Here is a 26,613-nt window from a genome sequence, read left to right on the forward strand (position 1 = left end):
CCCGCCCCGGCCGGTACACGCGCCGGGGGCGGGGGTCCCGGACCGCGCCACGGGGCGGGGGAATACGCTTGTCGGGCAGAACGCCCCAAGTCAGGAGAGAGCGCGGATGGATCACGGCGGGCACGGCATGACGATGGATCTGCCGCCGTTCACTCTCGGCCGCGGTCTTCAGTTCACCGGCGAGCCCTTCTTCCTGACGGGGTGCCTGCTGGCGCTGGTGCTGTACGCCGCCGCCGTGGTGCGGCTGCAGCGGCGGGGCGACGCGTGGCCCGTGCCCCGTACCGTCGCGTGGACGCTGGGCGTGCTCAGCGTCGCGGTGACGATGTGCACGGCTCTGAACGAGTACGGGATGGTGCTCTTCAGCGTCCACATGGTGCAGCACATGATCATCAGCATGCTCTCGCCGATCCTGCTGCTGCTCGGGGCGCCCGTGACGCTGACGCTCCGGGCGCTGCCGTCCGCGGGACGCGGCCGGAAGGGCCCGCGGGAGCTGCTGGTGGCCCTGCTGCACAGCCGGGTGCTGAGGGTCTTCACCCATCCCGGCTTCACGATCCCGCTGTTCATCGCCAGTCTCTACGCGCTGTACTTCACGCCCGTATTCGACTTGCTGATGCGCTCGACGACGGGGCACCTGGCGATGATGGTGCACTTCCTGCTGGTGGGCCTGGTCTTCTTCTGGCCGATCATGGGCGTCGACCCCGGGCCGCACCGGCCCGGCTATCTGCTGCGGATGCTGGAGCTGTTCGCGGGGATGCCCTTCCACGCCTTCTTCGGGATCGCGCTGATGATGGCGTCGGAGCCGATGATCGCCACTTACGCGTCTCCCCCTGCGTCCCTCGGTGTGACGGCGCTGTCCGACCAGACGGCCGCCGGCGGCATCGCCTGGGCGTTCAGCGAGATCCCCTCGGTGCTGGTGCTGCTCGCGCTGGTCTTCCAGTGGCACAGGTCGGAGGAGCGCGAGGCACGGCGCAGGGACCGCATGGCCGACCGGGACGGCGACAAGGAGCTCGCCGCGTACAACGCCTACCTGGCGTCGCTGCAAGCACGCGGGCAGTGACCTCCCGGCCGTAGCGCAGTCGACCGCGGCCGAGCGACCATGGAGGCCGGGCCCGGTCCTTTTTGTACGGGAATCCCCGCCGCGGCCGGGCGCGGGAGGAGGGTGCCGAGATGCCTGGCTCTGTGAAGACCCTGACCGCGGTCACGGTGACGGCGCTGATCGTCGTGACCGCCTACACGGTGACGATGGGCAGCAGCGGATGGCTCTGGTTCGCGTGGGTCGTCCTGGTTATGGCCACTGCGGGAGCCGTCACCACCCGGCGGAACTGAGGCGGTCTCCGGTGGGCCCCCTCCCCCGGCCGCACGGGAGGGGGCTACTCTGCGATCTCACCGAACGCATGGGGGAAGGCCGTAATCGCGTGTTCTACAACTTGTTCAAGTACGTATTGCTGGGGCCCCTGTTGCGGCTGTACTTCCGTCCGCGGATCGAAGGACTGGAGAACATCCCGGACGAGGGCGCGGCGATCGTGGCGGGGAATCATCTCTCCGTCTCCGACCATTTCCTGATGCCGGCGATCCTCAGACGGCGCATCACCTTCCTGGCGAAGTCCGAGTACTTCACCGGGCCCGGAATCAAGGGGCGGCTGACTGCGGCGTTCTTCCGCAGCGTCGGCCAGATCCCGGTGGACCGCTCGGGCAAGGGCGCGGGGCAGGCAGCCATCGACGAGGGACTGGGGGTCCTGCGCAAAGGCGAGCTGCTGGGCATCTATCCCGAGGGCACCCGCTCCCACGACGGACGGCTGTACAAGGGCAGGGTCGGTGTCGCATCGATGGCGTTGCAGGCGGGTGTGAAGGTGATCCCCTGCGCGATGCTCGGCACCTTCGAACTCCAGCCGCCCGGGCGGAAGATGCCGAGGTTCGGCCGTGTGACGATCCGTTTCGGCGAGCCGCTGGACTTCTCCCGCTACGCCGGCATGGAGGGCGAGCGCGCGGTGCTGCGCGCGGTCACCGACGAGATCATCCACGAGATCCTTCAGCTCTCCGGTCAGGAGTACGTCGACATGTACGCGCCGGAGGCGAAGGCGCTTCAGGCGCAGGAACGCCAGCAGGCCCGTACGCGCGGCGGGCGCGGCGAGGAACGTGGCCACGGCGGGGAACGCGAGAAGGACTGAGGCGAGGCCCGGGAAGCGGAACGGCCGTACATGCGACGGCACTTCACGCGGCGGCGTGACACGGCAGGGCAGCACGAGGCCCACAGGGCGCACGAGGCACCGCGAGCGAGGGGCGGCCCGGGATTTCCGGGCCGCCCCTCATCATGCCGGTGCGGTGCGATGCGGACGCTGCTTCGCGCTCCGGCGTGCGTGCCGCTGAGTTCCGCCCGGATCAGCGCGGAGCGTGCAGCCGGGCGGTGTTGGCCTTGGCCTCCGGCGTCGCCACATCGGGAAGGATCTGCGGCACCGGCTCCGAGTGCGGCCCGCAGGTCACGTCCTTCGCGTCGACGTCGCCCTTGAGGAGGTACTTCTCGACGCGCTCGTTGATGCAGGGGTTCTTCACGTTGGTGATGCCGTGCGACCCGGCGTCCCGCTCCGTGATCAGACGGGAGCCCTTGAGGCGCTTGTGCACTTCGAGCGCACCGCCGTAGGGCGTGGCCGCGTCCCGTTCGGACTGCGTGATGAGAACGGGCGGCAGGCCCTTGTCGGCTCCGACCTCCACCGGCTGCTGCTGCTTGACGGGCCACGTCGCGCACGGCAGGTTCAGCCAGGCGTTGGACCAGGTGAGGAACGGATACTGCTCGTGCAGCCGGGTGTTGTCCCGGTCCCACTTCTCCCAGCTCTTGGGCCACTTGGCGTCGGTGCACTCGACGGCGGTGTAGACGGCGTTGCCGTTCTCCGCCTCCTTGTTCCCGGCCTTGTCGGACATGTCGGGGCCGGCTGCCTCGACGAGCGGCTTCTCGTCGCCCTTGATGTACGACGACCACGCCTTGGCGACCTGCGCCCAAGCCTGGTCGTAGTACGGGGCGTTCTGGAAGAAGGCCAGCAGTTCGGCGGGGCCGACGACGCCGCCGATGGGCTTCTTCTTGGCCTCGGCACGCAGCTTCTCCCACTGCTCGCCGACCTTCGCGGCGGTGTCGCCGATGCCGTAGGTGTCGTCGTGCTTCGCGACCCACTTCGTCCAGTCCTCCCAGCGGGTCTGGAAGGCGACGTCCTGGTCGAGGTTGTTCTTGTACCAGATCTGGTCGCGGGAGGGGTTGACGACGCTGTCCACGATCATGCGCCGCACATGCGTGGGGAAGAGCGTGCCGTAGACGGAGCCGAGGTAGGTGCCGTAGGAGACGCCGAGGTAGTTGAGCTTCTTGTCGCCCAGCGCGGCACGGATGACGTCGAGGTCGCGTGCCGTGTTGGGCGTCGTCATGTGCGGAAGCAGGTCACCGCTGCGTTCCTTGCAGCCGTCGGCGTACTCCTTGGCCAGCTTGCGCTGGGCGGTCTTGTCGGCCTCGTCGTCCGGAACGGGGTCGGCCTTCGGCGCCTTGACGTACTCCTGCGGGTCCATGCAGGAGATCGGCGAGGAGTGCCCGACGCCGCGGGGGTCGAAGCCGACGAATTCGTACGCCTTGGCCGTCTTCGTCCACAGGGGGTTGTCGCGGGTGACGCGCGTAGGGAAGGACATGCCCGAGCCGCCGGGCCCGCCGGGGTTGTAGATCAGCGAACCCTGGCGGTCGTCCTTGCCGCCTGTGCTCTTGGCACGGTCGACCGCGATCTTGATCTTCCGTCCGTCCGGGTCGGCGTAGTCGACGGGCACGGTGACGAACCCGCACTGGACCGGCTTCTCGATGCCCCAGTCCTTGGGGCAGTCCTTCCAGTCGACGCCTTCCTTGGCGGCGCGGGCGGCTGCGGCCTGCACGCCACGTGCCTCTGCGCCGCCTCCGTTGTCCGCTTGGCCGCTGCCGGAAGCGGCGAACGCCGAGGGAACGGCGACGAGTCCGGCGGTGAGCGCCGTCGCACCGACGGCGGCGATGCTTGCTTTGCGTATATTCACGTGGGGTGCTCCCCCTTGGGGTGGCTGGCCGCTGAGGGCAGGGTGCGATCGTTGATCACGTCACCGTCGATCCTTACCTGCCCGTAGCACACACGGGACAGAGTGCTCCGGTGATCTTTACCAAGTCGTGAATCTACCCGCGCTGTCCGATGTGCGCCTCGGCAGCGGGTCCATACGGGGGCACGGGAACACCGTGCGGCGGCGCCCGACCTGCGAAGACACCGGTACGCCAGGAGGCGGTCAACTCGCCCGTGGCGAGGAGGAGTCGGCGGTGCCGGCCGCCAGGCCACGGGTCGTCAGCCCGCCCGCTTCCGGTCCGCCCGCTTCCGGTCGGCCCGTTCCCCCTTGGTCTCATCGGGCGCTGCCAGTGACGGCACGTTCATGGTGACCAGCGCCCGCAGGCCCTCCTGGAATCCGGCCGGGTCCATTCCACCGAAGAGGGCCTGCTGTACGAAGTAGCCCTGCACGGTGCCGATGAGAGTGCGCGCCACATGGTCGGGGTCGGCGCCGGGATCGACCCAGCCGCGGGCCTGGTACTCCTCGACGAGCTCCACCCACTGGCGGCGCAGGCCCTGATAACCCTCGCTCAGTACGCGCGCCACATCAGGATTGCGCAGCGTCTCCCCCCACACCTGCATCAGCAGTTGCGGCAGGGCACGCTGGTCGCCTGAGTCGCCCAGCGACTCGCGCAGCTTGGCGAGGACGGAGGCGAACAGCTCGTCCGGCGTGGGCGGCGGGTCCGCGGCGGCGACCGCGGCGTAGGACTCCCGCACGCTCTCCAGCGTCTCCGCCGCCACCGCGGCGACGATCTCCTCCTTGCTGCGGAAGTAGCGGTAGACGGCTCCGGCCGACAGGCCCGCCTCCTTCAGTACGTCCTGCATCGACGTGGCGTGGAAACCGTTGCCGGTGAAGCAGCGCCGGGCACCGTCGAGGATCTGCCGGCGCCGGGCGTCGAGGTGCTCCTGGGATACGCGGGCCATGACCGAAGGCTAAAACGAACGTTCATTCTTGACAACCTCGGACCGTGGCGCGAGGGTGTGCCGCGTAAAACGAACGATCCTTCTCTTTGGAAAGGAGGGCCACCGCATGCCCGGTCCCACGCCCCGCCGCCGGCCGGTCCCCGGCTCCCGCGCCCTCGTCGCCGTCGTGCTGCTCGCACCGCTGATCGTCGGTGTCGCGCTGTGGGCCTTCGCCTGGCCCGCGGCCCGCACGGCACCACGCGACCTGCCGCTGGGGGTCGCCGGTCCGCCGGCCGCCACCGCGCCCGTCCAGAAGCAACTGGCCCGCCACGCCGGCCAGTTCGAGGTCCACCGGTACGCCGACGAGGCCGCCGCACGCGACGCGGTCGAGCAGCGCGAGGTCTACGGTGCCGTCGTCGCACGGCCGGACGGGCCGCACATGCTGACGGCGAGCGCCGCCGGCCCCGTCGTCGCACAGGCACTGGAGAAGGCCGCAGGCGGGCCGTCCGCGCAGACGCATGCCGCGCGCTCCACGGACGTCGTCGCCGCACCGGAGGCCGATCCGCGGGGCGCGGCGCTGAGTTCGAGCGTGCTGCCGATGGCGATAGGCGGCGTGGCCGCCGGAGCCCTGGTCGTCACCGCCGGGCTCCGCGGCACCCGCGCGGTCGTCGCGCTGCTGGGCGCCGCGGCCCTCGTAGGAGTGGTCGCCGCCGCGCTCACGGACACCTGGCTGGGCGTGCTCACCGGCGACTGGTGGGCGGAGTCGGCCTCGTTCGCGCTGATTTCGCTCGCGGTGAGCGCGAGCGCGGCCGGTCTCGGCACGCTGCTGGGTCCCGCGGGCCTCGGACTGGGGGCGATGGTGATGGTCTTGTTCGGCAATCCGCTCTCAGGGGTCACCTCGGCGCCGGAGATGCTGCCGCAGCCGCTGGGAGACATCGGCCAGTGGCTGCCGCCGGGCGCGGGCGGGACGTTGCTGCGTTCCGTCGGCTTCTTCGACGGCCGCGCCTCGGACTCGCCCGTGCTGGTGCTGACCGTATGGGCAGTGGCCGGACTCGTCCTGGTGACGATAGGCGGTCTGCGGAAGGAGCCGGGGCCGGAATCCGACGGGAGAGCACAGCCGAACGAGGCGCAGCCGGCGGTGGCCTGACCCTCGGGGCTGCCGGCCGCGCCGGCAGCCCCGACTGCCCACCGTGCGCCGCCAGTTGAGCGACGGGATCGGCGTGCCTGTTTTCGTGCGCCGTCGCCTACGCGGGCACGTGGAAGTACCGCGAACGTCTTCGCGACTCTCCGTATGTCGCAACACCCCGTCCGGTAAACGCTCTTGACTCCGCAGCCGCCCGCGGACGATTCTCGTCAGGACGCAAGACCCAGCAGTAACTTCGAATCCCCCCACACAGCATCGGAGTACCTGTGATCCGCAAAGAGAAGCGTCGTATACTCCTGGTCGCCTCCGCGAGCACCGCGTTGGCGGCCTCTCTGCTCGGCGCGGGCGCAGCCCAGGCCGTCAAGCCGGAGGCCGCAGCCGCACCCGACATCTCCGTGGACAGCGTCCAGAAGGACCTGAAGGAGCTTCAGTCGGTGGCCGAGGCCAACGGCGGAAACCGCGCACACGGCGAGCCCGGCTTCAAGGCGTCCATCGACTTCATCAAGAAGAAGCTCGACGCTGCCGGATTCAAGACCAAGGTCCAGGAGTTCGACCACGGCGGCACGACCGGATACAACCTCGTCGCCGACTGGCCGAAGGGCGGCTCCGCCGACAACACGGTGATGGTCGGCTCCCACCTCGACTCCGTCAGCGACGGCGCCGGCATCAACGACAACGGTTCGGGTTCGGCGGGCGTGCTCGAAGTCGCCCTCGCCGTGGCCAAGGAGAAGCTGGAGCCGTCCAAGCATCTGCGCTTCGCCTGGTGGGGCGCCGAGGAGGAAGGGCTCGTCGGCTCGCAGAGCTACGTCCAGAGCCTTTCCCAGGACGAAGTGAAGAAGATCAACACCTATCTGAACTTCGACATGATCGCCTCGCCGAACGCGGGTTACTTCGTCTACGACGACGATGCCGCAGTCCAGAAGGTCTTCAAGGACTACTACAAGTCGAAGGACATCACGACGGCGACGTCCCCCGAGGTCCAGGGGCGCAGCGACCACGCGTCGTTCAAGGACGCGGGCGTGACGGTCGGCGGCACCTTCAGCGGCGCCGGGGAGACCATGACCGAGGAGCAGGCCAAGCAGTGGAACGGCAAGGCGGGTGAGCCGTACGACTCCTGCTACCACTCGGAGTGCGACGACATCTCGAACATCAACGAGAAGGCGCTCGACGTGAACACCGACGGCATCGCACATGCCGTGTGGGAGCTCAGCTCCTGACGTAGTTCCGGGGCCGCCCGCGTGGGCAGGCCTTTCAACCCTCCCGGCCCGGCCGCCTGTCACCGGCGGCCGGGCCGCGGTGCTGTGCGGCGATGCCGAAGCGCCGGCGTTCGCCTTCGGCGGACGGGACGTCGCGCACCGTGGAGACGGTCCTGATCACGCCCTCCTCGGCCGCCCCGTTCATCTCTTGCAGTCTCTCCAGGTCAGCAGCCGATACGAGCGCCACCAGCGGCTTGCCGTGCCGGGTGACGACCACGCGCTCGCCGCCGTAGACGACGCGGTTGATCAGGTCGGCGAGGGCCGCACGTGCTTGCGTCACCGGAATCTCGTACGTCATGCTCCCAGCATAACGTCATGTACGTCCTGTACATTTTTGACGTTCAGCCAGTCCTGCCAAGGGACTTCGGACCTTCCGAGGGATGAGGTGGCGTGATGCCCTACCGGCCGTCAGCCCGCTACGTACTGCCGGAGCTGACCGAGCGGACCAGCGCCGGCACCCGGACGCTCGATCCGTACTCCAAGCTCCTGGACGAGCGCATCGTCTTCCTGGGCACCCCCGTCGACGACACCGCGGCCAACGACGTCATGGCGCAGCTCATCCATCTCGAGGCGGCGGCGCCCGAGCAGGACATCTCCCTGTACATCAACTCCCCCGGCGGCTCGTTCACCGCGATGTCGGCGGTCTACGACACGATGCGGTACGTGAGCTGCGACATCGAGACGGTGTGCCTGGGACAGGCGGCCTCCTCCGCCTCCGTGCTGCTGGCCGCCGGGACTCCCGGCAAACGGCTGGCACTTCCCGGTGCGCGCATCGTCATCGAGCAGCCCGCGTTCACCGAGCCGGTCGAGGGGCAGGCCGACGATCTGGCGATCCGGGCGCGTGAACTGCTGCGCACCCGCGAGCGGTTGGAGGAGATGTACGTGCGGCACACCGGGCAATCGCCGGAGACCGTACGCGCGGACATCGAACGGGAGAAGATCTTCGACGCCGAGGGAGCGATGGCGTACGGGCTCATCGACCACCTCACCGCCGGCCGCAAACGCAACGGCGGCGACCGCGGCCCCGCGCGGGGGTGAGCGCGGTGCCTCCTCCCGAACTGCCGCCGCTGCCCGCGCTGACGCGGGCGGAGTGCCAGGTGGTGGACGCCTATCTGGAAGTGCTCGACGTGCTGGGGCGCGTCAACCCAGCGCGCGGTGAGCACACTTACGGTGCGCTGCGGGCCGCACAGGCGCTGCCGGTCAAGGCCGCGGCGCTGCGCGACGCGCTGGCGCTCATGCACGAGCGAGGCGAGTCGGAGATGCACAGCGCGACGCTGGCGACGGCCCTGCGGGTGCTGGACGGTGAGCGTCGTTCGATGCGCGTGACCGTGCCGGGGGACTGAACTCGCGGGCGCGGGCGTTCGGTTGGGCGTCCCTCTGGGGCGCTCCGACCGTGCGGACGTGCGGCGCCCGGTGCTTCGCTCAGCGGGCTCCGGGCGGTGCGCAGCGCGCGATCGTACGGGCGGCCCACTCCAGTTGGCCGTCGTCGAGATCCGCGCGGACCGTCAGCCGCAGCCGTGAGATGCCGTCCGGCACGGACGGCGGCCGGAAGCAGCCCACTTGGAGCCCGGCGGCACGGCAGTCCGCGGCCCAGCGCACCGCGTCGTCGGGGGTGGGTGCCCGAAGGGAGATCACGGCCGCGTCGGGGCGGCGCACGGCGTGCATCCCCGAGGCGGCCAGCCGGTCGTGGAGGAGTACGGCGGCAGCGCGCACCCTTGCGGAACGCTCCGGCTCGCGCCGCATCAGGCGCAGCGCGGCAAGGGCCCCGCCTGCCGCCGCCGGGGCGAGCCCGGTGTCGAAGATGAAGCTGCGTGCGGTGTCGACGAGATGACCGATGACGTGGGCCGGTCCCAGGACCGCTCCGCCCTGGCTGCCGAGCGACTTGGAGAGGGTCACGGTCGCGACCGTGCCCTGGGTGCCGGCGAGGCCCGCAGCGTGCACGGCTCCGCGTCCGCCGTCGCCGAGGACCCCGAACCCGTGGGCGTCGTCGACGACGAGTGCTGCCCCGTACGTACGGCAGACGGCCGCGAGGGCGGCCAGCGGTGCGGCGTCGCCGTCGACGGAGAAGACCGAGTCGGTGACGGCCAGGGCCCTGCCGCCGTGTCCGTCGAGGACCTTGGCCGCGGACTCCGGGTCGCAGTGGGGTACGACGGCGGTCTCCGCCCTGGAGAGGCGGCAGCCGTCGATGAGGGAGGCGTGGTTCCCGGCGTCGGAGACGAGGAGGCCGCCGCGAGCGGTGAGGGCGGTGAGCGCGGCGAGGTTCGCGGCGTAACCGGAGGAGAAGACCAGTGCGGATTCGAATCCGCTGAACTCGGCGAGTTCCGCTTCGAGTTCGGCGTGCAGGGCGGTGGAGCCGGTGACCAGGCGGGAGCCGGTGGAGCCCGCTCCCCAGCGCTGTGCCGCCTCGGCCGCGGCGCCGGTCACCTCGGGGTGGCGGGCCAGGCCGAGGTAGTCGTTGCCTGCCAGGTCCAGCAGGGGCGACCGGGCGGGGCGATGCCGCAACTGCCGTACGAGACCGGCACGTTCACGGTCCCGGCGGGCCGGGGCGGTCCATGCGAACGGGTCGCCGCAGGCGGCGGAGTCCTCCGCGGGGCCTTCCTGCCCGGCGGGCTGTACGCGTGTGTCTTCGCGGCGGGACGACTCCGGCGAGCCTTCTGCGGCGCGGGCCTCGTCGGGCATGGGCGGTCCTCTCGCGTGGGTGGTGCGGCGCGTGCTGCGACAGGCGCGCGGGCCGTGCTCCGTATGCAGTGTCCGGTGCTCAGTGCCGGTGTTCCGTCCCGCCCTGTGGGTCTCCGGGGTCCGTACCGGTCGGACGGACCGGAACGGCGGGAGTGAGAGCCCGGTGCGCGCTTTTGTCGGCAGTCCATAGACGGTATCCGCTCGGCGGCGGGGCCGTGGTGTGGCGATACACACACCGCCCGCGGGCGGTGTTGTGAGTTCTCTCCTTGGCCTTGAGCGGGGGAATCGGCAAGGATCGCCGTCATGGACCTGCTGAAGACGCTGGTGGACAAGGGCCTCCGCCGCGAGTTGCCGACACGTGACGAAGCCCGAGCGGTTTTGGAGACCTCCGACGACGAACTGCTCGATGTGGTGGCCGCCGCAGGGAAGGTGCGCCGGCACTGGTTCGGGCGGAGGGTGAAGCTGAACTATCTCGTCAATCTCAAGTCCGGGCTGTGTCCTGAGGATTGCTCGTACTGTTCGCAGCGCCTCGGCTCGAAGGCCGAGATCCTCAAGTACACCTGGCTGAAGACGGACGAGGCCGCCTCCGCCGCGGAGGCCGGTCTCAAGGGCGGCGCGAAGCGGGTCTGTCTGGTGGCCAGCGGCCGGGGTCCGACCGACCGCGACATCGACCGCGTCTCGCAGACGATCTCCGCCATCAAGGAGCAGCACGAGGGCGTCGAGGTGTGCGCCTGCCTCGGGCTGCTCTCCGAGGGGCAGGCCGACCGGCTGCGTGAGGCGGGCGCCGACGCCTACAACCACAACCTCAACACCTCCGAGTCGACATACGGGGACATCTGCACCACCCATGACTTCTCCGACCGGCAGGAGACGGTCCGTCATGCGCAGGGCGCCGGGCTGTCGGCGTGCTCGGGGCTGATCGCGGGCATGGGCGAGAGCGACGAGGACCTCGTGGACGTGGTGTTCGCGCTGCGCGAGCTGGACCCGGACTCGGTGCCGGTCAACTTCCTCATCCCGTTCGAGGGGACGCCGCTCGCGGACGAGTGGAATCTGACGCCGCAGCGGGCGCTCCGCATCCTGGCGATGGTCCGCTTCGTACATCCCGACGCGGAGGTACGGCTGGCCGCCGGACGCGAGGTGCATCTGCGGTCGCTGCAACCGCTCGCGCTGCACCTGGCCAACTCCATCTTCCTGGGCGACTACCTCACCAGCGAGGGCCAGGCCGGGCAGTCCGACCTGGACATGATCGCGGACGCCGGATTCGAGGTGGAGGGCGCGGACACCACGACGCTGCCCGCGCACCGCGTGCCGGGCCGGCCCGCCGAGGACGGCGATCAACCGCAGGACCAGGGGGAATCCGAGCACCGCCAGCGCCCCGGAATCCGCGCCGAGGAGCTGGTCTCCGTACGCCGGCGTGGGGCCGGTACCGCACTGCCGCCCAATGCCTGACCGCGCCGACGCCCTCACCATGAACCGTTCCGCTGCACAACAGCCGCTGAGTCCGGGCGAGTTGCTCGACCTGGACCGGCGGCACGTATGGCATCCGTACGGGCCGATGCCGGGACGCGACAGGCCCCTGGTCGTCGAGTCGGCGGCCGGGGTGCGCCTGCGCCTCGCGGAGGAGTTCTGCGGACGCCGGGAACTCGTCGACGGGATGTCCTCGTGGTGGTCGGCCGTGCACGGCTACAACCACCCCGTGCTCAACGAGGCGGCGCGCGGCCAACTGGAGCGCATGAGCCACGTCATGTTCGGCGGGCTCACGCACGAGCCCGCCGTGCGGCTGGCGAAGCGCCTCGTGGAGATCGCTCCGAGCGGTCTGGAGCATGTCTTCCTCGCCGACTCCGGTTCGGTCTCGGTCGAGGTCGCCGTCAAGATGTGCCTCCAGTACTGGCGTTCACAAGGCCGCGGCGAGAAGCGGCGGCTGATGACGTGGCGCGGCGGATACCACGGCGACACCTGGCAGCCGATGTCGGTGTGCGACCCCGAGGGCGGCATGCATGAGCTGTGGTCGGGTGTGCTGCCGCGCCAGGTCTTCGCGGACGCGCCGCCGCCCGGCTTCGCCACCGCCCCCGACGAGGACTACGTGGCTCGTCTGCACGAGACGGTCGCACGTCACGCCGGTGAACTGGCGGCGGTGATCGTGGAGCCTGTGGTGCAGGGCGCGGGCGGAATGCGCTTCCACTCCCCTGCGTATGTGCGGGCGCTGCGCGAGGCGTGCGACGAGCACGACGTGCTGCTGGTGCTGGACGAGATCGCCACCGGATTCGGCCGCACCGGCTCCCTGTTCGCAGCCGGGCACGCCGGGGTCGTACCGGATGTGATGTGCCTGGGCAAGGCGCTGACCGGCGGTTATCTCACGCTCGCCGCCACGCTCTGCACGTCGCGTGTGGCGGAGGGGATCTCACGCGGTGAGGTGCCTGTGCTCGCACACGGGCCGACGTTCATGGGCAACCCGCTGGCCGCCGCCGTGGCGGACGCCTCCGTGGGGCTGCTCCTGGACGGCGGCTGGCAGACGGAGGTGCGCCGCATCGAGGAGGGCCTTCGGGCCGGACTGGCGGGCGCCGAGGAGCTGCCGGGCGTCACGCAGGCGCGGGTGCTCGGAGCGATCGGCGTCCTCCAGCTCGACCACGAGGCGGACATGGCGGCGGCGACCCGGGCGGCGGCGCGGGCCGGGGTGTGGCTGCGGCCGTTCCGCGATCTGATCTACGCGATGCCGCCCTATGTGACGGGCGACGAGGACGTGGCCGCGATCTGTACGGCGATGCGCGCCGCGGCGGAGGAGGGCTGAGGCGATGCGGGGAATCGTCGTGGTCACCGGTACGGGCACGGAGGTCGGCAAGACCGTCGTCACGGCGGCGCTGGCCACGGCCGCGCTGGCGGGCGGACGCTCGGTCGCGGTGCTCAAGCCCGCCCAGACCGGCGTGGCCGACGGTGAGCCCGGGGACGCGGAACGCGTACGGGAGATGGCCGGTGAGGACGTCACGATCGCCGAACTGGCCCGCTATCCCGAGCCGTTGGCGCCCGCCACCGCCGCACGCAGGGCGGGCATGGAGCCGGTGCGCCCGGACCGTATCGCCGGGGCGGCTCGGCGGCTCGCGGCGGATCACGACCTGGTGCTGGTCGAGGGCGCCGGAGGGTTGCTCGTACGTTACGACGAGGAGGGCGCGACCCTCGCTGACGCGGCGCGGCTGCTGGAGGCGGAGACGGTGGTGGTCGCAGCCGCCGGACTGGGCACCCTCAACGCCACGGCCCTCACCACGGAGGCGCTCCGCAACCGCGGACTGCGCACCCTGGGGGTCGTCATCGGGAGCTTCCCGACCGCACCCGATCTGGCGACGCGCTGCAATCTGGCGGATCTGCCCGAGGCCGCGGGATGCCCGCTGCTTGGTGTGCTGCCGGCCGGTGCGGGGGCGCTGGAGCCCGCCGACTTCCGTGCTGCGGCGCCCAGTTGGCTCGCGGGCGAACTCGGCGGATGCCGGTCCGGCAGCGCCTCCGGGGTGCACGGCGACGACGTCAGCGTCTCGTCCGGTCTTCGCGGCACCGGTGTCTTCTGACGCGTTGCCGCTTCCCGGTAGCGCCGCCCTCTGCCCCGCAGCGTCACGAACGTGCACAATCGGGACAGATGCTCGCCGCCGACGGCGCGGCAGGCGCGAAGGAGAGGAACCGGTCATGTCCGCACCTGCCGCACAACCGGCGCACGAGTCCCGGCCCGTACGCCACCCGCTGTTCGCGCGCTTTTACGAGCGGCTGAGCGAATCGGCCGACGTACGGGCCGGAGTCCGAGCACACCGCGAGGAACTGCTCTCCGGACTCGAAGGCGAAGTGGTCGAGATCGGCGCGGGCAACGGCCTCAACTTCGCCCGCTATCCCTCGCGCGTCACCCACGTGACCGCCGTCGAACCCGAACCGCGGCTGCGCGCTACGGCCTCACGGGCCGCCGAGAGCAACGCGCTGCGGGTGCCGGTGAGCGTCGTCGACGGCACGGCGGAGGCGCTGCCGGTCGCGGACGCCTCCTGCGACGCCGTGGTCTGCTCGCTGGTGCTGTGCTCGCTGCCCGACGTACAGGAGGCGCTGGCCGAGGTCCGGCGCGTGCTGCGGCCCGGCGGGCAACTGCGCTTCTACGAGCACGGGCGGGCGGAGGGGCGGCGGCGCATGGCCCGGCTCCAGCGTGCACTGGACGCCACGGTGTGGCCCCTGCTGTTCGGCGGCTGCCACTCGGGGCGGGACCCCGTCGGGGAGATCGGGGCCGCGGGGTTCACGGACGTGACGTTCCGCAGGCTGCTGGTGCCCGAGAGCGGGCCGACCTTCCCGTCGTCGTTCCATGTGCTGGGGAGAGCACGCCGCCCGTGAGCCGGCGCGGCGGGCGAGGGGCGGTCCGTGCGGAAGGGCGGGGCCGCGCCAGGCGGGCAGGGCGGCAGACCGGACAGGGCCCCAGACCGGGCTGACCCGGGTCGCTACGGGACGCCGACTGCCCTGATGCCAGGCCCCGTTGATACTCGCGCAGCAGTCACTGCGTCCAGTTGCGCAGTTCCAGGGCGATGTCGCGTACGCCCGCCGAGCCGTCCTTCACCAGCAGGGCCAGATCGCGGATGCGCTCCGGCGAGGTACTGACGCTGAGTCCGCTGGCGACGAGATAGCCGTAGGCGACGGCCGAGGCGAAGAGGGCGTTGCCACGCTCCAACGCGGGGACGTGCAGCAGCAGTTGGAGCAGGGCCGCGGCACGGTCGTGGGGCTCGGCGTAGACGGGGCGTTCGAATATGGTCGCTTCATGCCTGCTGACGGCGGCGACGAGTGCGCCGTAGTCGGTGACGCGCGGGTCGCCAGGGGCCTTCGCCTCCGCGACCATCAGCAGCCAGGCGAGGTCGATGCGGAGAGTCACGTACGCGGAAGGCCCTCGCTCTCGCGCCGCCCCGGCTCGGGGAACTCCTCCGCGAAGACCGACTCGTAGCTCTTCATGAACTCCGACGCCGCCTCGACGAAGGTCTGCCCCGCTTCTCCGGCGTCCCGCTCGACCAGTTCCTCGATGTACCGGTTCATGCTCACACCCCGTTCGAGGGCACGCTCACGCGCCGTCTGTGCGGTGGCCTCGTCCACGCGGACGTTCAGCTGAGTCTTCGACACACCTTCAAGCTAGCACTCGACCGCTAGCAGGCGCCAGGCCGTATGCGCCGGGCCGTGCGCACGGTGGCCCGGCGGTGTCAGTGCCCGGCTCTAGGGTTCTGTTCCGGGTGGACCGCCAGGGGAGGTCCGGGAAGCCATGGAGGGGGACGAGCATGCACTGGGCCGGATGGGCCGTGATCGCGCTGGTGGCGGTGACGGGCGGATGGATGCTCTTCGACGGGCTCCACGCCCTGCTCACCGGCGACTTCGTGACACCGGACGGCGGCACGCACGCCGGGCAGCTCGGCCCCTGGGCGAAGCTCGTCTCGGGCATCGGTCTCGACCCCCGATCCCTGCTGGTCAAGTGGGTGTTCGTCGGTTACGCCGTGGCGTACCTGGCCTCCGCGGCGGCCTTCGCCACGGGCACGACGGGAGCTTCGAAGGCGGTGGCGGTGCTCGCCGTGCTCGGGCTCTGGTATCTGCCGTTCGGGACGGTGACGAATCTCGCGGTGGCCGCTCTTCTTCTCACGCCGGGTCTGCGAATACGCGGCTGAGGCGGTGGCGCGGGGCGGGCGCGGGCGGGCAGCGGCGGGCCGCCTCGTCGTGGGCGGGCTCCCAGAGCGCATATCGGCCGCCCGCCCGGGGAACTCGCTGTCGCTACTGTCCGTCTACGATGAACGCTCGTCGTCACGCCCGAACCTCTGTCCAGTGACGTTCCGCGCCCCGCGACAGCCAGGGGCCGTGCCGTTCCCGAAAGGTGTGAAAGCCCGCCCATGGGCGACCCTTCCCACAGCAGAGACCACCGTGACCGGCACGGAACGACCGCCGGGGGCCCGCGCCTCCGGCTGCGTTCCGTGGCCCCATGCGTCCCGCTTGGCTGCGCGCGCCGGGCTGCGCTTGCGTGCTGCGCCTCACCGTCGTCGGCGGAGGCGGCCCGGTGACCGAGGTGCTCTTCCTCCTCCTGGCGCTGCTGCTCGCCCTTGCCTGCGGTGCCTTCGTCGCCGCCGAGTTCTCGCTGACGACGGTCGAGCGGGCGGACCTGGAGCGTGCCGTCCAGCGCGGGGAGCGTGGCGCGCGCAGTGCGATGGAGGCGGTGCGGTCGCTGACGTTCCAGCTCTCCGGGGCGCAGTTGGGGATCACGGTCACCAATCTGGTCGTCGGCATGCTCGCCGAGCCGTCGATCGCCAAGCTGATCGCGGGGCCGCTGCGTGCAGTGGGGGTGCCCACCTCCACGGCGCCCTCGGCGGCCCTCGTCCTCGGCACCGCGCTGTCGACGCTCGTACTGATGGTGGTCGGCGAACTCGTGCCGAAGAACTGGGCGATCTCCCGTCCGCTGCCCATCGCCAAGGCTGTGGCCACACCCCAGCGTGTCTTCTCCGCCGTCTTCCGGCCGCTGATCCGCCACCTCAACAACACCGCCAACCGCATCCTGCACATGCTCGGGCTCGAACCCACCGAGGAGCTGGCCTCCGCACGCTCGCCACGCGAACTGGTCGCGCTCGCCCGGCACTCGGCGAAGGCGGGGGCGCTTGAGCCGGACACCGCCGACCTGTTCGTGCGGACCCTGCACCTCGCGGAGCTGACCGCGGAGAACGTGATGACGCCACGGGTGCAGGTCACGTCGCTGGACGTGCAGGCCAACGCCGAGGACGTCGCCAACGCGACCCGCGCCACCGGCCTCTCCCGCTTTCCGGTGGTGCGCGGCGGCCTCGACACGGTCGTCGGGATCGTACGGATCAAGGACGTGCTGGCGGTTCCCGCCGACGAGCGGCCCCGTTACCCGGTGACGGAACTGATGCGCGAGCCCCTGCTCGTACCGGAGTCGCTGACCGTGGACCGGCTGCTGGACCGGATGCCCGGCGGGGAGCGCAGCATCGCCGTGGTCATCGACGAGTACGGCGGCACGGCCGGTGTCGTCACCCTTGAGGACATCATCGAGGAGGTCGTCGGCGAGGTCCGCGACGAGCACGACCCTCAGGAGCCACCGGACCTGGCCCCCGCGGGTCACGACCCGGACGGGCGGCGTGTGTTCGACGCCGACGGCGCCACCCGCACCGACCAGCTCCAGGCCATCGGCATGCACGCCCCAGAGGGCCCTTACGAGACGCTGGCGGGGCTCGTCGCCACGGAGTTGGGGAGGATTCCCGAGCGCGGAGACTCGCTCGACGTCGCCGACTGGCACATCGAGGTCGTCGACGCCCGCGGCCGTCGCGCCGCACGTGCCCAGCTCACCGCTCCCCCGGAGCCGGAAGACGCGGAAGCCACCGCCGGGGAGGGGGGACGTTGACGGCCATTCAGCTTTTCATCGGGCTGCTGACGCTCGTCGCGAACGCCTTCTTCGTGGGCGGCGAGTTCGCGATGATCTCCGTACGCAGGGCGCAGATCGAGCCGCGCGCGCAGGAGGGCGACCGGCGGGCGCGCAGCGTCATCTGGGGCCTGGAGAACGTCTCCGCGCTGCTGGCCGCCGCCCAGCTCGGGATCACGCTGTGCACGCTGGTGCTCGGTGTCGTGGCCGAGCCGGCGATCGAGCACCTGCTGGAGCCGCTGTTCCACTTGATGGGCGTGGGCGAGGGGCTGGCCCGCGTCATCTCGTTCGTGATCGCGCTGACGGCGGCCACGTACGCACACATGCTGCTCGGCGAGATGGTCCCGAAGAACATCGCGCTGGCCGGGCCGGAGCGTGCGGCGCTGCTGCTGGGCCCGCCGCTGGTGGGGCTCTCCCGCGCCCTGCGGCCGGTGATCTTCACGGTGAACGCCTTCGCCAACAGCCTGCTGAAGCTGCTGCGTGTGGAGCCCAAAGGCGAGGTCGAGTCGACGTTCTCGGACGACGAACTGGCCCAGATGGTCGCCGATTCCAGCGAGGCGGGGCTGCTCGACGACCGGTCCACCGAGCGGCTGCGTGATGCGCTGGAGCTGGGCCGCCGCCCCGTCGGCAGGATCGCCAGGCCGACCGAGATCGTCGTGGCCGCGCGCCTCGGTGTGACACCGGAGGAGCTGGAGCAGCTCTCGGCGAGTTCGGGGTTCTCCCGCTTCCCCGTGGTGGACGGCAAGGGCAGGGCGCTGGGTTATCTGCACGTCAAGGACGCGCTGGACGCCCTGCCCCGCGACGCGGCGTTCCCGGCGACGGCGATGCGGCCGATCGCGCGGGTACGGGCGTCGATGCCGCTGGACGACGTGCTGGGTGCGATGCGCAGCAGCAGTACGCATCTGGCGGCGGTGATGGGCGACGACGGGCGTACGGCGGGGGTGGTGACCATGGAGGACGTGCTTCGTGAACTGGTCCACCGCAGTCCGGAGGAGGAACAGCCGTGAACGGCTGAGCGGGCACGGGGACTTGACGGCGCAGCTCGACTTGACGGGGCGGCTCGACCGGCGCGGATCAGCGAACCCGGGCCGGGTGTTGTTCTCCGGCGGGGCGGTGGAGGGCGCCGAAGGGCCGCGGGAAGTCGCCCCCGGCAACCGGATACGATGAACGGCCGTGAGCAGCGCGCAGGACTCCCGACCGGCCGACGGCACAGCCGACTCTCCCGGCGCCGCCGCGTCCCGGGCAACCACCCGGCGTCCGTTCCCCGCCGGGCAGCCGGCGTCCGGGGAGCCCCCGGCCGTACGCAGCTTCGTCGCCCTCGGCGACTCCTTCACGGAGGGAATGTCGGACCTCCTGCCCGACGGCAGCTACCGGGGCTGGGCGGATCTCCTCGCCGCACGTCTCGCGGCACACGCCGCGAGCGCCGAGAGCACCGCGGGCGCCGACAGCGCCCCCGGCGCCACCCGGCCGGAAGGCACGGAGTCCGAGAACGAGGCGGCCCCCGGGCACGGCCAATACCCCGGCGGCCACCCGGACTCCAGGGGCGCTGCCCGGGCCGCTTCCGCCGGAGAATTCCGCTACGCCAACCTCGCCGTGCGCGGCAAGCTCATCGGGCAGATCGCCGCGGAGCAGGTGGACGCCGCCGCCGCGATGAACGCCGACCTCGTGACCCTCGTCGGCGGCCTCAACGACACCCTGCGTCCCCGCTGCGACATGGGCCGGGTACTCGGCGTACTCGAGGAGTGCGTGGAGAGACTGGCCCCGAGCTGCGGGCAGTTGGTGCTGATGCGCAGCCCCGGCCGCAACGGGCCCGTACTGGAACGCTACCGGGGCCGCATGGAGCGGTTGTTCGACTTCATAGACGAACTGGCGGCGCGGCACGGCGCGCTCGTCGTGGACCTGTACTCGGGGGCGGTGCTGGCGGACCCCCGGCTGTGGGCCGACGACCGGCTGCATCTGACGGAGGAGGGCCACCGGAGGGTCGCCGAGGCGGTGTGGCAGCGGCTCGGCCACCCCGCCACCAGCGACTGGCGCGCTCCCCTTCCCCCTTCGCCTCTGCCGTCGTGGACTGCCCGTCGCCGTGCCGATCTGCGGTTCGCGCGGCAGCATCTGGTGCCGTGGATCGGGCGGCGCCTCACGGGGCGTTCCAGCGGCGACGGGCGTGCGCCCAAGCGTCCCGAGCTGACGGCGCTGGCCTGCGAGGACACCCCGTAGCGGCCGGGAGGCGACCCCGTAGAATCGGGCGGTGTGACTGACAAGCCCCGCATTCCCGACGTACTCGCCTCCCGCTACGCGTCCGCGCAGCTCGCCCGGCTGTGGTCCCCCGAAGAGAAGGTCGTGCTGGAGCGGCGGCTGTGGCTGGCGGTGCTGCGGGCCCAGCGCGACCTCGGCGTCGACGTGCCGGAGCAGGCCGTCGCCGACTACGAGCGGGTCGTCGAGGACGTGGACCTGGCCTCCATCGCCGAGCGGGAGAAGGTCACCCGGCACGATGTGAAGGCCCGCATCGAGGAGTTCAACGCGCTGGCCGGGCACGAGCATGTGCACAAGGGCATGACCTCGCGCGATCTGACGGAGAACGTCGAGCAGTTGCAGATCCGCCGCTCCCTGGAGCTGGCACGGGACCGCAGCGTCGCGCTGCTGGCGCGGCTTGGCCGGCTGGCCGCGGAGCACGCGGAGCTGGTTATCGCGGGCCGTTCGCACAACGTCGCCGCCCAGGCCACCACACTCGGCAAGCGCTTCGCGTCGGCCGCCGACGAACTCCTCGTCGCCTACGAGCGGTTGACGCAGTTGCTCGCCCGCTATCCGCTGCGCGGCGTCAAGGGCCCCGTGGGCACCTCGCAGGACATGCTCGACCTGCTCGGCGGCGACGAGGAGAAGCTGGAGGAGCTGGAGCGCAGGATCGCCTCCCATCTCGGCTTCGCCCACGTCTTCACCTCCGTGGGGCAGGTCTATCCGCGTTCTCTCGACCACGACGCGGTCGGTGCGCTCGTCCAACTCGCCGCCGCGCCCTCGTCGCTGGCGAAGACGATCCGGCTGATGGCCGGGCAGGAGCTGGTGACCGAGGGGTTCAAGGAGGGGCAGGTCGGCTCCTCGGCGATGCCGCACAAGATGAACACCCGATCGTGCGAGCGCGTCAACGGGCTGATGGTCGTGCTGCGCGGCTACGCCTCGATGACGGGCGAGCTGGCCGGCGACCAGTGGAACGAGGGCGACGTGTCGTGCTCCGTCGTGCGGCGGGTGGCACTGCCCGACGCCTTCTTCGCCTTCGACGGTCTGATGGAGACGTTCCTGACGGTGCTGGAGGAATTCGGCACCTTCCCCGCCGTGGTGGAACGCGAACTGGACCGCTATCTCCCGTTCCTGGCCACCACCAAGGTGCTGATGGCGTCCGTACGGGCCGGGGTCGGCCGGGAGGCGTCGCACGAGGCGATCAAGGAGCATGCGGTCGCCTCGGCGCTGGCGCTGCGCGGCGGCGCCGAACGCAACGAGCTGCTGGACCGTCTCGCCGCCGACGAGCGAATCCCGCTCGGCCGCGGGGAGTTGGCGGCCCTCATGGAGGACCGGCTGGCCTTCACCGGTGCTGCCGCCCGTCAGGTCGCGGCGGTGGTCGCCCGTATCGAGGAGATCACCAAGGAGCACCCCGAGGCCGCCGCCTACGTTCCGGGGGCGATCCTCTGACGCGCCGCGCGCCCCGCTTCAGCCGCGAGGAGCTTGAGGCGGCCCGCGGAAAGCTCGTCCCGGACGTGACGGCCGAGGGGCTGCGGGTGCTGTTCTGCGGCATCAACCCGGGCCTGATGTCCGCGGCCACGGGGCATCACTTCGCCCGCCCCGGCAACCGCTTCTGGCCGGTGCTGCACTCCGCCGGGTTCACTCCGCGGCTGCTGCGTCCGGACGAGGAGCGTGAGCTGCTGACGTACGGGCTCGGCATCACCAACGTCGTGCAGCGAGCCAGTGCGCGTGCCGACGAGCTGAGCGCCGAGGAGTACCGCGAGGGCGGCCGGGACCTGGAGCGCAAGGTGTCGCGGCTGCGCCCGCGTTGGCTGGCCGTGGTGGGGGTGACGGCCTACCGCACGGCGTTCGCCGACCGTCATGCTCAAGTCGGGCCGCAGGAGCGGAGAATCGGCGGTACGAGGGTGTGGGTGCTGCCCAACCCGAGCGGGCTGAACGCGCATTGGACTCCGCAGGCCATGGCGGAGGAGTTCTCCCGGCTGCGGGAGGCCGCGGAGGACGAGGCGGGCGACGAAGACTCCTAGGCCCTGCCCGGACGGCAGTCGCGAACCTGCCGTCGCCGCGAACCGGCCCGCTACGGCGGGTCGTTGACCGTAACGGCCGCCACGAGCTGGAACGGCAGCTCGGGGCCCTGCCGCGATACGCCCACCGCTATCCACCTGTCGTCCGCCCGCCACAGCTCGACGTATGGGACACCGGCGCTCAACTCCCGCCAGGGCTCGGGGATCTCCTCTCCCACGGCGCCGCGCAGCATGGCGCCGACGAGGCTCACGAGCTGCGGCTCGCCCCAGCGGGTCGTCAGCAGCATGCTCAGCGCCCCGCACTCCGCCTCGTACTGCTCCTCGGCAGCGGCCCGCCTCGTGCCGTCGTCGTCCCAGAACTCCTCGCTCGTCGACAGCTCCACCGTGTGGTAGCCGGGGCCGCTCACGACCTCCGCCTTCCGGCGGCGCCGCGCGGGGAACGCGCCGCACCGTAACCGGTCGATCGTGGCGAGGTGACGGGCGAGGACGTCCATGGCCCCAGTAAACCCTCCGGTGCCGACATCTCGTCGCGCGGAGGCGGCAGTTCAGCGCCCCCGAGGGCCTGCGCCAGGGTGCACGCGGAGACTGCGGCACCCGCAGGCCCGAGGCATACCGCTACCACCGGCTTCCGGCCTCTCGGCGACCGACCCCGTACTCGCGGTAACTGCGGCCACCGGATACGATCCGGCGCAGGGCACAGGCTTGGAGGCGGACTTGGCGCGGCTCTCGGGCAGAGACCCTTCTCTGCTGCGACGGATCAACTCCACCGCCGTGCTGCGCGTGCTGCGTTCGCACTTCGGCCGGGCGCCGCTGACGCTGACGGATCTCGCCCACGCAACCGAGCTGTCCCGTCCCACAGTCGAAGGCGTCATCGAGGGTCTCGTCGATGCGGGCCTGGCGACGGAGGCCGGTGAGGAGCAGCCCGGCGGCGCCGAGCACGCCGCCCGCCGGGGCCGCCCCGCGCGGCGCTTCCGCTTCCGTGCGGAGGCGGGCCATGCGATCGGCGTCGAGATCGGAGCCCACCGGATCGCCGCGGTCGTCTCCGATCTCACCGGGGAGATCGCCGGTTCGGTCACACAGGACGTCGAAGAGGACGCCCCCGCCGCGGAGCGTCTCGCCCAGGCGCACACCACGGTCGCCGAACTCATCCGTGTCAACGCCGTCGACTGCGGTTCGCTGCGCGCTGTGGGCGTCGGCACGCCCGGGATCGTAGAAGCCGACGGCACGGTACGGCTGAGCACGGCACTGCCGGGCTGGACGGGCCTGGCGCTGGGCGAGAAGCTGCGGGAGACGGCGTTCGGCTGTCCCGTCATCGTCGAGAACGACGCCAACTCCGCCGTCGTGGCCGAGCGTTGGCAGGGCGCGGCCGAGGGCGCCCAGGACGTCGTGATGGTGCTGGTGGGGCTGAGCCCGGGGGCGGGTTCACTGATCGGCGGGCGGCTGCACCGCGGATTCGGCGGTGCAGCCGGTGAGATCGGCGCCCTGCATCTGCTGGGCCGCGAGGCGACGCCGGAGCGGCTGCTGTCGACGACGGACGAGCCGCTGCATCCGCTGGACGAGACGGCGGTGGCCCGCGTCTTCGCGCTGGCACGCGCGGGCGACGAGCGTGCGGAGCGTGCCGTGGAGCGCTTCGTGCAGCGGCTGGTGCACGACGTGGCGGCGCTGGTGCTCGCCCTCGACCCGGAGCTGGTGGTGATCGGCGGCTGGGCGTCGGGGCTGGACGACGTACTGGGGCCGCTGCGGGCCGAGTTGGAGCGCTACTGCCTCAGGCCGCCGCGTGTCGCCCTGTCGGTGCTGGGCGAGTCTGCGGTGGCCACGGGCGCGCTGAGGCTCGCTCTCGACGAGGTCGAGAGCGAGCTGTTCAGCGTCAGACTCGACTGAGGCGCGACGCGGGCCGGTGCCGCCGGTGAGCGGCCGGTGCGGCGGCGTCGGTGCCGGGCATCACTGGCTCGGGCCTGCTGTCGCCGAAGGTCAGGCGGCAGGTGTCGGCACGGTAGGTGGAGACCGCGACGGCGGCGACGGCGCCCTGTGAGTAGTAGCTGGTGGTGACGACCAGCACGGGCGCACCGGGCAGCCGGTCGAGCTGACGGGCGTCGTCGGCGCGTGCCGAGCCCAGCTCCACCGTGCGCTCCAGGCCGTTGAGTTCGAGGCGGTGCAGTTCACGCAGTACGGCACGGCCGCGTGCCGTGTCGCCGGAGGTGTCGGCGTCGGGCAGCCCGGGGACCGAGGCGTGCGGCACGTAGAGCAGCTCACCGGCGACCGGCTGGCCGTGCGTCATGCGGGTGCGGCGTACCACGTGGACCTTCTGGTCCGTGTCCTGGCCCAGCAGCGCGGCCACGTAGGTGGGCGGCTTGGTCTCGTCGCTCTCGCCGGTCTGCCAGGCGTCGTCGGGGCTGCCCGGCCATGTCTGCTCGGGCGATCCCACCTCGACGCCGAAGCGCGGCGGCGCGACGGTGGTGCCCACTCCGCGGCGGCGCTGGAGGCGGCCTTCGAGTTCGAGCTGTTCGAGGGCCTGCCGGAGGGTGGCGCGGGCGACTCCGAAGCGGGCTGCCAGTTCGCGCTCGTTGGGCAGGATCTCGCCGACCGCGAACTCGGAGTCCAGCGCGTCCGACAGCACGGTCTTCAGGTGCCAGTACTTCGGCTCCGGCACCGCGTCCAGCTCTGTGGTGCTCACTGTGGCCCCGCCTCTCCCCTGCATCGCCAGCCCGTTTCGGTCCGGCTTTATGCGTGCTTGTTTTTTAAAGGTCCTTGCGTATGGCGACCTTAAGGGGACCTTAGGAGTTGGTCAAGACCAATAAGGACGACGGGATGTGAGGGCGGATGCCCGGATGAGATGATCGATCATCGCTCGTTCTGGAGGACGGAGGGCTCATGACGCAGGGGCAGCGGGTCACGGTGGTCACCGGGGGCAGTCGCGGAATCGGTGCGGCCGTCGCCCTGCGTCTCGCGCGGGAGGGGCACCATGTCGCGATCGGCTACGAGCGCTCCCACGACGCGGCGGAGCAGGTCGCGCGGGAGGTGCGCGCCGAGGGCGTCCGGGCGCTGCCCGTCCAGCTCGACACCAGCGTCGAAGCGGACGTCGACCGGCTCTTCGACACCGTGGGCGACCGGCTCGGGGCGGTGACGGGGCTCGTGAACAACGCGGGGGTGACCGGCCCGCTGGGCCGCTTCACCGAGACGCCCACCGATGTGATGCGTCGCGTGCTCGACGTCAACGTGCTGGGCGCGCTGCTGTGTTCACGCCGTGCGCTGCTGGCGATGTCGAGGGAGTACGGCGGCGAGGGCGGCTGCGTGGTGAACGTCTCCTCGGCGGCGGCGACGCTGGGCGCTCCGGACGAGTACGTGCACTACGCGGCGTCGAAGGCGGCGGTCGACGCGATGACGGTCGGCCTGGCCAAGGAGTTCGGGCCCTGGGGCGTACGCGTCAACTCGGTGCAGCCCGGTGCCGTGCTCACGGAGATGCACGCCACGATGGGCGACCCGGAGCGGCCCTGGAAGAAGGCCACCGCGATTCCGGTGCGCCGTCCGGGCGAGCCGGAGGAGATCGCAGCCGCGGTGGCGTGGCTGATGTCCGGCGAGGCGTCGTTCACCAACGGGGCGGTGCTCAGGGTCGCGGGCGGCGCCTGAGGGCGGGGCGGCGAAGGCGACAGGGGCGGCAGGCCGGGGCGCAAGCATCGGCCACCGGCCCACCCCGGCACCCGGCCGACCCGGCACCGGTCAACTGCCGTCCGCAGCCCACCGGTTGCCCCTCCTCGCTCGCATGAGCCGCCGGCCGGACGCCGTTCAGCCCGTACGCAGATGCGTCAGCTTGTCGGGGTTGGCGACCAGGTAGACGCACTGGATGCGGCCGTCCGCGACGTCCAGGAGCATCACGGCGGTGGGCTTGCCGCCGTCCGAACCGACCAGTGCCGCCGCGCCGTTGAGTTCCGTGAACGCGAACTCCAGGTGTGCCACGCCCTGCTGGGCGATCGCCGCCATGAAGCGCCCCACCTTGGCGGACGAAGTGATCGTGCGCAGCGGCGCCTTGGCCTTGCCGCCGCCGTCGCCGACCAGGCGGGCGTCGGGAGCCAGCAGGCGCAGCAGCCCGTCGAGGTCGCCCCGTGAGGCCGCGTCCATGAACCGCCGGGTCAGTTCCCGCTGCTGGTCGGGGTCGACCTCGTAGCGGGGGGTGCGTTCGGCGACATGGGTGCGTGCGCGGGCCGCGAGTTTGCGTACTGCCGCGGGGCTGCGGTCGAGCACACCGGCGATCTCCTCGTGCGGGAATCCGAACGCCTCGCGGAGCACGAACACGGCGCGCTCCAGCGGGGAGAGGGACTCCAGCACCACCAGCACGGCCAGCGAGACGGACTCGGCCAGCATGGCGCGCTCGGCGCCGTCGGGCACCTGACCGGTGTGCACGTCGGTGGGCAGCGGCTCCGGCAGCCAGGGTCCGACGTAGGTCTCGCGCCGTGACTGTGCCGAGCGCAGCCGGTCGAGGGCGAGACGGGTGGCGACGCGTACGAGGAACGCCCTCGGCTCGCGCACGGTCTGGCGGTCTGCCGAGGCCCAGCGAAGCCAGGTGTCCTGGACGACGTCCTCGGCGTCGGCGACGCGGCCCAGCATGCGGTAGGCCACGCCCAGCAGGACCGGGCGGTGTTCTTCGAAGACAGCGGTCCCGTCGTTCTGTTCGGCGTCCACGGACTCATGATGTCACCCGGTCCCTGGTCGTCCCCGGGTACGTGCCCCCGTCTGCCGCCGCTCGTCAGCCGCCGCTCAACGGGGCTTCCCCCGCGGGCCTCTTGCTGACATCGTGTCTACGAACGGTCGGCCGTGCCGCCCGGGCCTTGCCCCGGCCGTCCGTCGTACCGGTTCCGCCGGTCGTTCCGACGTACGAGATTCACGAGGAGTG

The 26,613-nt window shown here is 71.4% G+C and carries 28 protein-coding genes; 19 read left to right on the forward strand and 9 right to left on the reverse strand.

Features of this window, described 5'->3' with window-relative positions:
* Positions 1 to 106 precede the first annotated feature (106 nt).
* From MMA15_RS00330 to MMA15_RS00340, 3 genes are all read left to right on the forward strand, one after another.
* Entirely contained in the window at positions 107 to 1,057 is a 951-nt protein-coding gene (locus tag MMA15_RS00330; protein WP_241056930.1) for a cytochrome c oxidase assembly protein, read from the forward strand.
* A gap of 110 nt (positions 1,058 to 1,167) precedes the next feature.
* Positions 1,168 to 1,326 (forward strand): hypothetical protein, encoded by a 159-nt coding sequence (locus MMA15_RS00335; protein ID WP_241056931.1) that lies wholly within the window; start codon positions 1,168 to 1,170, stop codon positions 1,324 to 1,326.
* A gap of 89 nt (positions 1,327 to 1,415) precedes the next feature.
* The gene (locus tag MMA15_RS00340; protein ID WP_241056932.1) at positions 1,416 to 2,168 is read left to right on the forward strand and encodes a lysophospholipid acyltransferase family protein; all 753 of its coding nucleotides are present in this window, start codon (positions 1,416 to 1,418) and stop codon (positions 2,166 to 2,168) included.
* Positions 2,169 to 2,379: 211 nt separating this feature from the next.
* Here MMA15_RS00340 and MMA15_RS00345 read toward each other — a convergent pair whose 3' ends face one another.
* Together MMA15_RS00345 and MMA15_RS00350 are read right to left on the reverse strand one after the other, a co-directional pair.
* Positions 2,380 to 4,032: an alpha/beta hydrolase gene (locus MMA15_RS00345; RefSeq protein WP_241056933.1), complete on the reverse strand. Its 1,653-nt coding sequence runs from the start codon at positions 4,030 to 4,032 to the stop codon at positions 2,380 to 2,382.
* 296 nt (positions 4,033 to 4,328) lie between these two features.
* Positions 4,329 to 5,012 (reverse strand): TetR/AcrR family transcriptional regulator, encoded by a 684-nt coding sequence (locus tag MMA15_RS00350; protein WP_241056934.1) that lies wholly within the window; start codon positions 5,010 to 5,012, stop codon positions 4,329 to 4,331.
* A 106-nt stretch (positions 5,013 to 5,118) separates the two neighbouring features.
* Here MMA15_RS00350 and MMA15_RS00355 point away from each other — a divergent pair, with 106 nt between their 5' ends.
* Both MMA15_RS00355 and MMA15_RS00360 read left to right on the forward strand, forming a co-directional pair.
* The gene (locus MMA15_RS00355) at positions 5,119 to 6,138 is read left to right on the forward strand and encodes an ABC transporter permease (protein ID WP_241056935.1); all 1,020 of its coding nucleotides are present in this window, start codon (positions 5,119 to 5,121) and stop codon (positions 6,136 to 6,138) included.
* A 263-nt stretch (positions 6,139 to 6,401) separates the two neighbouring features.
* Positions 6,402 to 7,352 (forward strand): M28 family metallopeptidase, encoded by a 951-nt coding sequence (locus tag MMA15_RS00360; RefSeq protein WP_241056936.1) that lies wholly within the window; start codon positions 6,402 to 6,404, stop codon positions 7,350 to 7,352.
* Between the two features lie 34 nt (positions 7,353 to 7,386).
* Here MMA15_RS00360 and MMA15_RS00365 read toward each other — a convergent pair whose 3' ends face one another.
* Positions 7,387 to 7,689, reverse strand: coding sequence for a type II toxin-antitoxin system Phd/YefM family antitoxin (locus tag MMA15_RS00365; protein ID WP_241056937.1), 303 nt, complete (start codon positions 7,687 to 7,689; stop codon positions 7,387 to 7,389).
* A gap of 95 nt (positions 7,690 to 7,784) precedes the next feature.
* On the opposite strand from MMA15_RS00365, the gene MMA15_RS00370 reads away from it, so the two are divergent.
* Positions 7,785 to 8,429 (forward strand): ATP-dependent Clp protease proteolytic subunit, encoded by a 645-nt coding sequence (locus MMA15_RS00370; protein WP_241056938.1) that lies wholly within the window; start codon positions 7,785 to 7,787, stop codon positions 8,427 to 8,429.
* Positions 8,430 to 8,434: 5 nt separating this feature from the next.
* Positions 8,435 to 8,734, forward strand: a complete 300-nt coding sequence (locus MMA15_RS00375) for a hypothetical protein (RefSeq protein WP_241056939.1) — start codon at positions 8,435 to 8,437, stop codon at positions 8,732 to 8,734.
* A gap of 79 nt (positions 8,735 to 8,813) precedes the next feature.
* Here the strand turns inward: MMA15_RS00375 and MMA15_RS00380 are convergent, their stop codons facing one another.
* Positions 8,814 to 10,070 carry an 8-amino-7-oxononanoate synthase gene (locus MMA15_RS00380; protein ID WP_241056940.1) on the reverse strand — a complete coding sequence of 419 codons (1,257 nt, stop codon included), beginning with the start codon at positions 10,068 to 10,070 and terminating at the stop codon, positions 8,814 to 8,816.
* 303 nt (positions 10,071 to 10,373) lie between these two features.
* Here MMA15_RS00380 and bioB point away from each other — a divergent pair, with 303 nt between their 5' ends.
* The 4 genes from bioB (at position 10,374) to MMA15_RS00400 (ending at position 14,420) form a co-directional block, all read left to right on the forward strand.
* Complete coding sequence (gene bioB / locus MMA15_RS00385) at positions 10,374 to 11,519, forward strand: biotin synthase BioB (RefSeq protein WP_241056941.1); 1,146 nt, start codon at positions 10,374 to 10,376, stop codon at positions 11,517 to 11,519.
* Positions 11,512 to 12,858, forward strand: a complete 1,347-nt coding sequence (locus MMA15_RS00390; RefSeq protein WP_241056942.1) for an adenosylmethionine--8-amino-7-oxononanoate transaminase — start codon at positions 11,512 to 11,514, stop codon at positions 12,856 to 12,858. Before bioB ends, MMA15_RS00390 begins: the two co-directional genes overlap by 8 nt.
* 4 nt (positions 12,859 to 12,862) lie before the next feature.
* Positions 12,863 to 13,624 carry a dethiobiotin synthase gene (bioD, locus tag MMA15_RS00395; RefSeq protein WP_241056943.1) on the forward strand — a complete coding sequence of 254 codons (762 nt, stop codon included), beginning with the start codon at positions 12,863 to 12,865 and terminating at the stop codon, positions 13,622 to 13,624.
* 115 nt (positions 13,625 to 13,739) lie between these two features.
* Positions 13,740 to 14,420, forward strand: a complete 681-nt coding sequence (locus tag MMA15_RS00400) for a class I SAM-dependent methyltransferase (RefSeq protein ID WP_241056944.1) — start codon at positions 13,740 to 13,742, stop codon at positions 14,418 to 14,420.
* A gap of 157 nt (positions 14,421 to 14,577) precedes the next feature.
* Here the strand turns inward: MMA15_RS00400 and MMA15_RS00405 are convergent, their stop codons facing one another.
* Both MMA15_RS00405 and MMA15_RS00410 read right to left on the reverse strand, forming a co-directional pair.
* A complete protein-coding gene (locus tag MMA15_RS00405; RefSeq protein ID WP_241056945.1) occupies positions 14,578 to 14,949 on the reverse strand; it encodes a fic family toxin-antitoxin system, toxin component in 372 nt (123 codons plus the stop codon).
* Positions 14,946 to 15,191, reverse strand: coding sequence for a toxin-antitoxin system HicB family antitoxin (locus MMA15_RS00410; protein ID WP_241056946.1), 246 nt, complete (start codon positions 15,189 to 15,191; stop codon positions 14,946 to 14,948). Before MMA15_RS00410 ends, MMA15_RS00405 begins: the two co-directional genes overlap by 4 nt.
* Before the next feature lie 152 nt (positions 15,192 to 15,343).
* On the opposite strand from MMA15_RS00410, the gene MMA15_RS00415 reads away from it, so the two are divergent.
* The 6 genes from MMA15_RS00415 (at position 15,344) to mug (ending at position 21,728) form a co-directional block, all read left to right on the forward strand.
* Positions 15,344 to 15,724, forward strand: coding sequence for a hypothetical protein (locus tag MMA15_RS00415; protein WP_241056947.1), 381 nt, complete (start codon positions 15,344 to 15,346; stop codon positions 15,722 to 15,724).
* Between the two features lie 383 nt (positions 15,725 to 16,107).
* Positions 16,108 to 17,457 (forward strand): hemolysin family protein, encoded by a 1,350-nt coding sequence (locus tag MMA15_RS00420; protein ID WP_241062888.1) that lies wholly within the window; start codon positions 16,108 to 16,110, stop codon positions 17,455 to 17,457.
* A complete protein-coding gene (locus tag MMA15_RS00425; RefSeq protein ID WP_241056948.1) occupies positions 17,454 to 18,482 on the forward strand; it encodes a hemolysin family protein in 1,029 nt (342 codons plus the stop codon). Before MMA15_RS00420 ends, MMA15_RS00425 begins: the two co-directional genes overlap by 4 nt.
* 166 nt (positions 18,483 to 18,648) lie before the next feature.
* Positions 18,649 to 19,689 (forward strand): SGNH/GDSL hydrolase family protein, encoded by a 1,041-nt coding sequence (locus MMA15_RS00430; RefSeq protein WP_308290481.1) that lies wholly within the window; start codon positions 18,649 to 18,651, stop codon positions 19,687 to 19,689.
* Between the two features lie 33 nt (positions 19,690 to 19,722).
* Positions 19,723 to 21,153 (forward strand): adenylosuccinate lyase, encoded by a 1,431-nt coding sequence (gene purB, locus MMA15_RS00435; protein WP_241056949.1) that lies wholly within the window; start codon positions 19,723 to 19,725, stop codon positions 21,151 to 21,153.
* A gap of 65 nt (positions 21,154 to 21,218) precedes the next feature.
* Positions 21,219 to 21,728, forward strand: coding sequence for a G/U mismatch-specific DNA glycosylase (mug, locus tag MMA15_RS00440; protein ID WP_241056950.1), 510 nt, complete (start codon positions 21,219 to 21,221; stop codon positions 21,726 to 21,728).
* 50 nt (positions 21,729 to 21,778) lie between these two features.
* Here the strand turns inward: mug and MMA15_RS00445 are convergent, their stop codons facing one another.
* Positions 21,779 to 22,219 (reverse strand): hypothetical protein, encoded by a 441-nt coding sequence (locus MMA15_RS00445; protein WP_241056951.1) that lies wholly within the window; start codon positions 22,217 to 22,219, stop codon positions 21,779 to 21,781.
* Between the two features lie 220 nt (positions 22,220 to 22,439).
* Between MMA15_RS00445 and MMA15_RS00450 the strand changes: the two genes are divergently transcribed.
* Positions 22,440 to 23,606, forward strand: a complete 1,167-nt coding sequence (locus MMA15_RS00450; RefSeq protein WP_241056952.1) for an ROK family protein — start codon at positions 22,440 to 22,442, stop codon at positions 23,604 to 23,606.
* Here the strand turns inward: MMA15_RS00450 and MMA15_RS00455 are convergent.
* Positions 23,593 to 24,399 (reverse strand): GntR family transcriptional regulator, encoded by an 807-nt coding sequence (locus MMA15_RS00455; RefSeq protein WP_241056953.1) that lies wholly within the window; start codon positions 24,397 to 24,399, stop codon positions 23,593 to 23,595. The genes MMA15_RS00450 and MMA15_RS00455 overlap by 14 nt on opposite strands.
* Before the next feature lie 197 nt (positions 24,400 to 24,596).
* On the opposite strand from MMA15_RS00455, the gene MMA15_RS00460 reads away from it, so the two are divergent.
* Positions 24,597 to 25,352 (forward strand): SDR family NAD(P)-dependent oxidoreductase, encoded by a 756-nt coding sequence (locus MMA15_RS00460; protein ID WP_241056954.1) that lies wholly within the window; start codon positions 24,597 to 24,599, stop codon positions 25,350 to 25,352.
* Between the two features lie 156 nt (positions 25,353 to 25,508).
* On the opposite strand, the gene MMA15_RS00465 is transcribed toward MMA15_RS00460, so the two are convergent.
* Positions 25,509 to 26,402 (reverse strand): RNA polymerase sigma-70 factor, encoded by an 894-nt coding sequence (locus MMA15_RS00465; protein ID WP_308290482.1) that lies wholly within the window; start codon positions 26,400 to 26,402, stop codon positions 25,509 to 25,511.
* Between the last annotated feature and the right edge of the window lie 211 nt (positions 26,403 to 26,613).

The organism is Streptomyces marispadix, from assembly GCF_022524345.1.
Taxonomy (GTDB): Bacteria; Actinomycetota; Actinomycetes; order Streptomycetales; family Streptomycetaceae; genus Streptomyces; species Streptomyces marispadix.

Bases quoted from the DNA above. Each gene is read 5' to 3' on its own strand.
- MMA15_RS00390 (WP_241056942.1), top strand. From the start codon at position 11,512: ATGCCTGACCGCGCCGACGCCCTCACCATGAACCGTTCCGCTGCACAA.
- bioD (WP_241056943.1), top strand. From the start codon at position 12,863: ATGCGGGGAATCGTCGTGGTCACCGGTACGGGCACGGAGGTCGGCAAG.
- MMA15_RS00460 (WP_241056954.1), top strand. From the start codon at position 24,597: ATGACGCAGGGGCAGCGGGTCACGGTGGTCACCGGGGGCAGTCGCGGA.
- MMA15_RS00365 (WP_241056937.1), bottom strand. From the start codon at position 7,689: ATGACGTACGAGATTCCGGTGACGCAAGCACGTGCGGCCCTCGCCGAC.
- MMA15_RS00380 (WP_241056940.1), bottom strand. From the start codon at position 10,070: ATGCCCGACGAGGCCCGCGCCGCAGAAGGCTCGCCGGAGTCGTCCCGC.
- MMA15_RS00335 (WP_241056931.1), top strand. From the start codon at position 1,168: ATGCCTGGCTCTGTGAAGACCCTGACCGCGGTCACGGTGACGGCGCTG.
- MMA15_RS00400 (WP_241056944.1), top strand. From the start codon at position 13,740: ATGTCCGCACCTGCCGCACAACCGGCGCACGAGTCCCGGCCCGTACGC.
- MMA15_RS00445 (WP_241056951.1), bottom strand. From the start codon at position 22,219: ATGGACGTCCTCGCCCGTCACCTCGCCACGATCGACCGGTTACGGTGC.
- MMA15_RS00350 (WP_241056934.1), bottom strand. From the start codon at position 5,012: ATGGCCCGCGTATCCCAGGAGCACCTCGACGCCCGGCGCCGGCAGATC.
- MMA15_RS00330 (WP_241056930.1), top strand. From the start codon at position 107: ATGGATCACGGCGGGCACGGCATGACGATGGATCTGCCGCCGTTCACT.
- MMA15_RS00355 (WP_241056935.1), top strand. From the start codon at position 5,119: ATGCCCGGTCCCACGCCCCGCCGCCGGCCGGTCCCCGGCTCCCGCGCC.
- bioB (WP_241056941.1), top strand. From the start codon at position 10,374: ATGGACCTGCTGAAGACGCTGGTGGACAAGGGCCTCCGCCGCGAGTTG.
- MMA15_RS00415 (WP_241056947.1), top strand. From the start codon at position 15,344: ATGCACTGGGCCGGATGGGCCGTGATCGCGCTGGTGGCGGTGACGGGC.
- MMA15_RS00370 (WP_241056938.1), top strand. From the start codon at position 7,785: ATGCCCTACCGGCCGTCAGCCCGCTACGTACTGCCGGAGCTGACCGAG.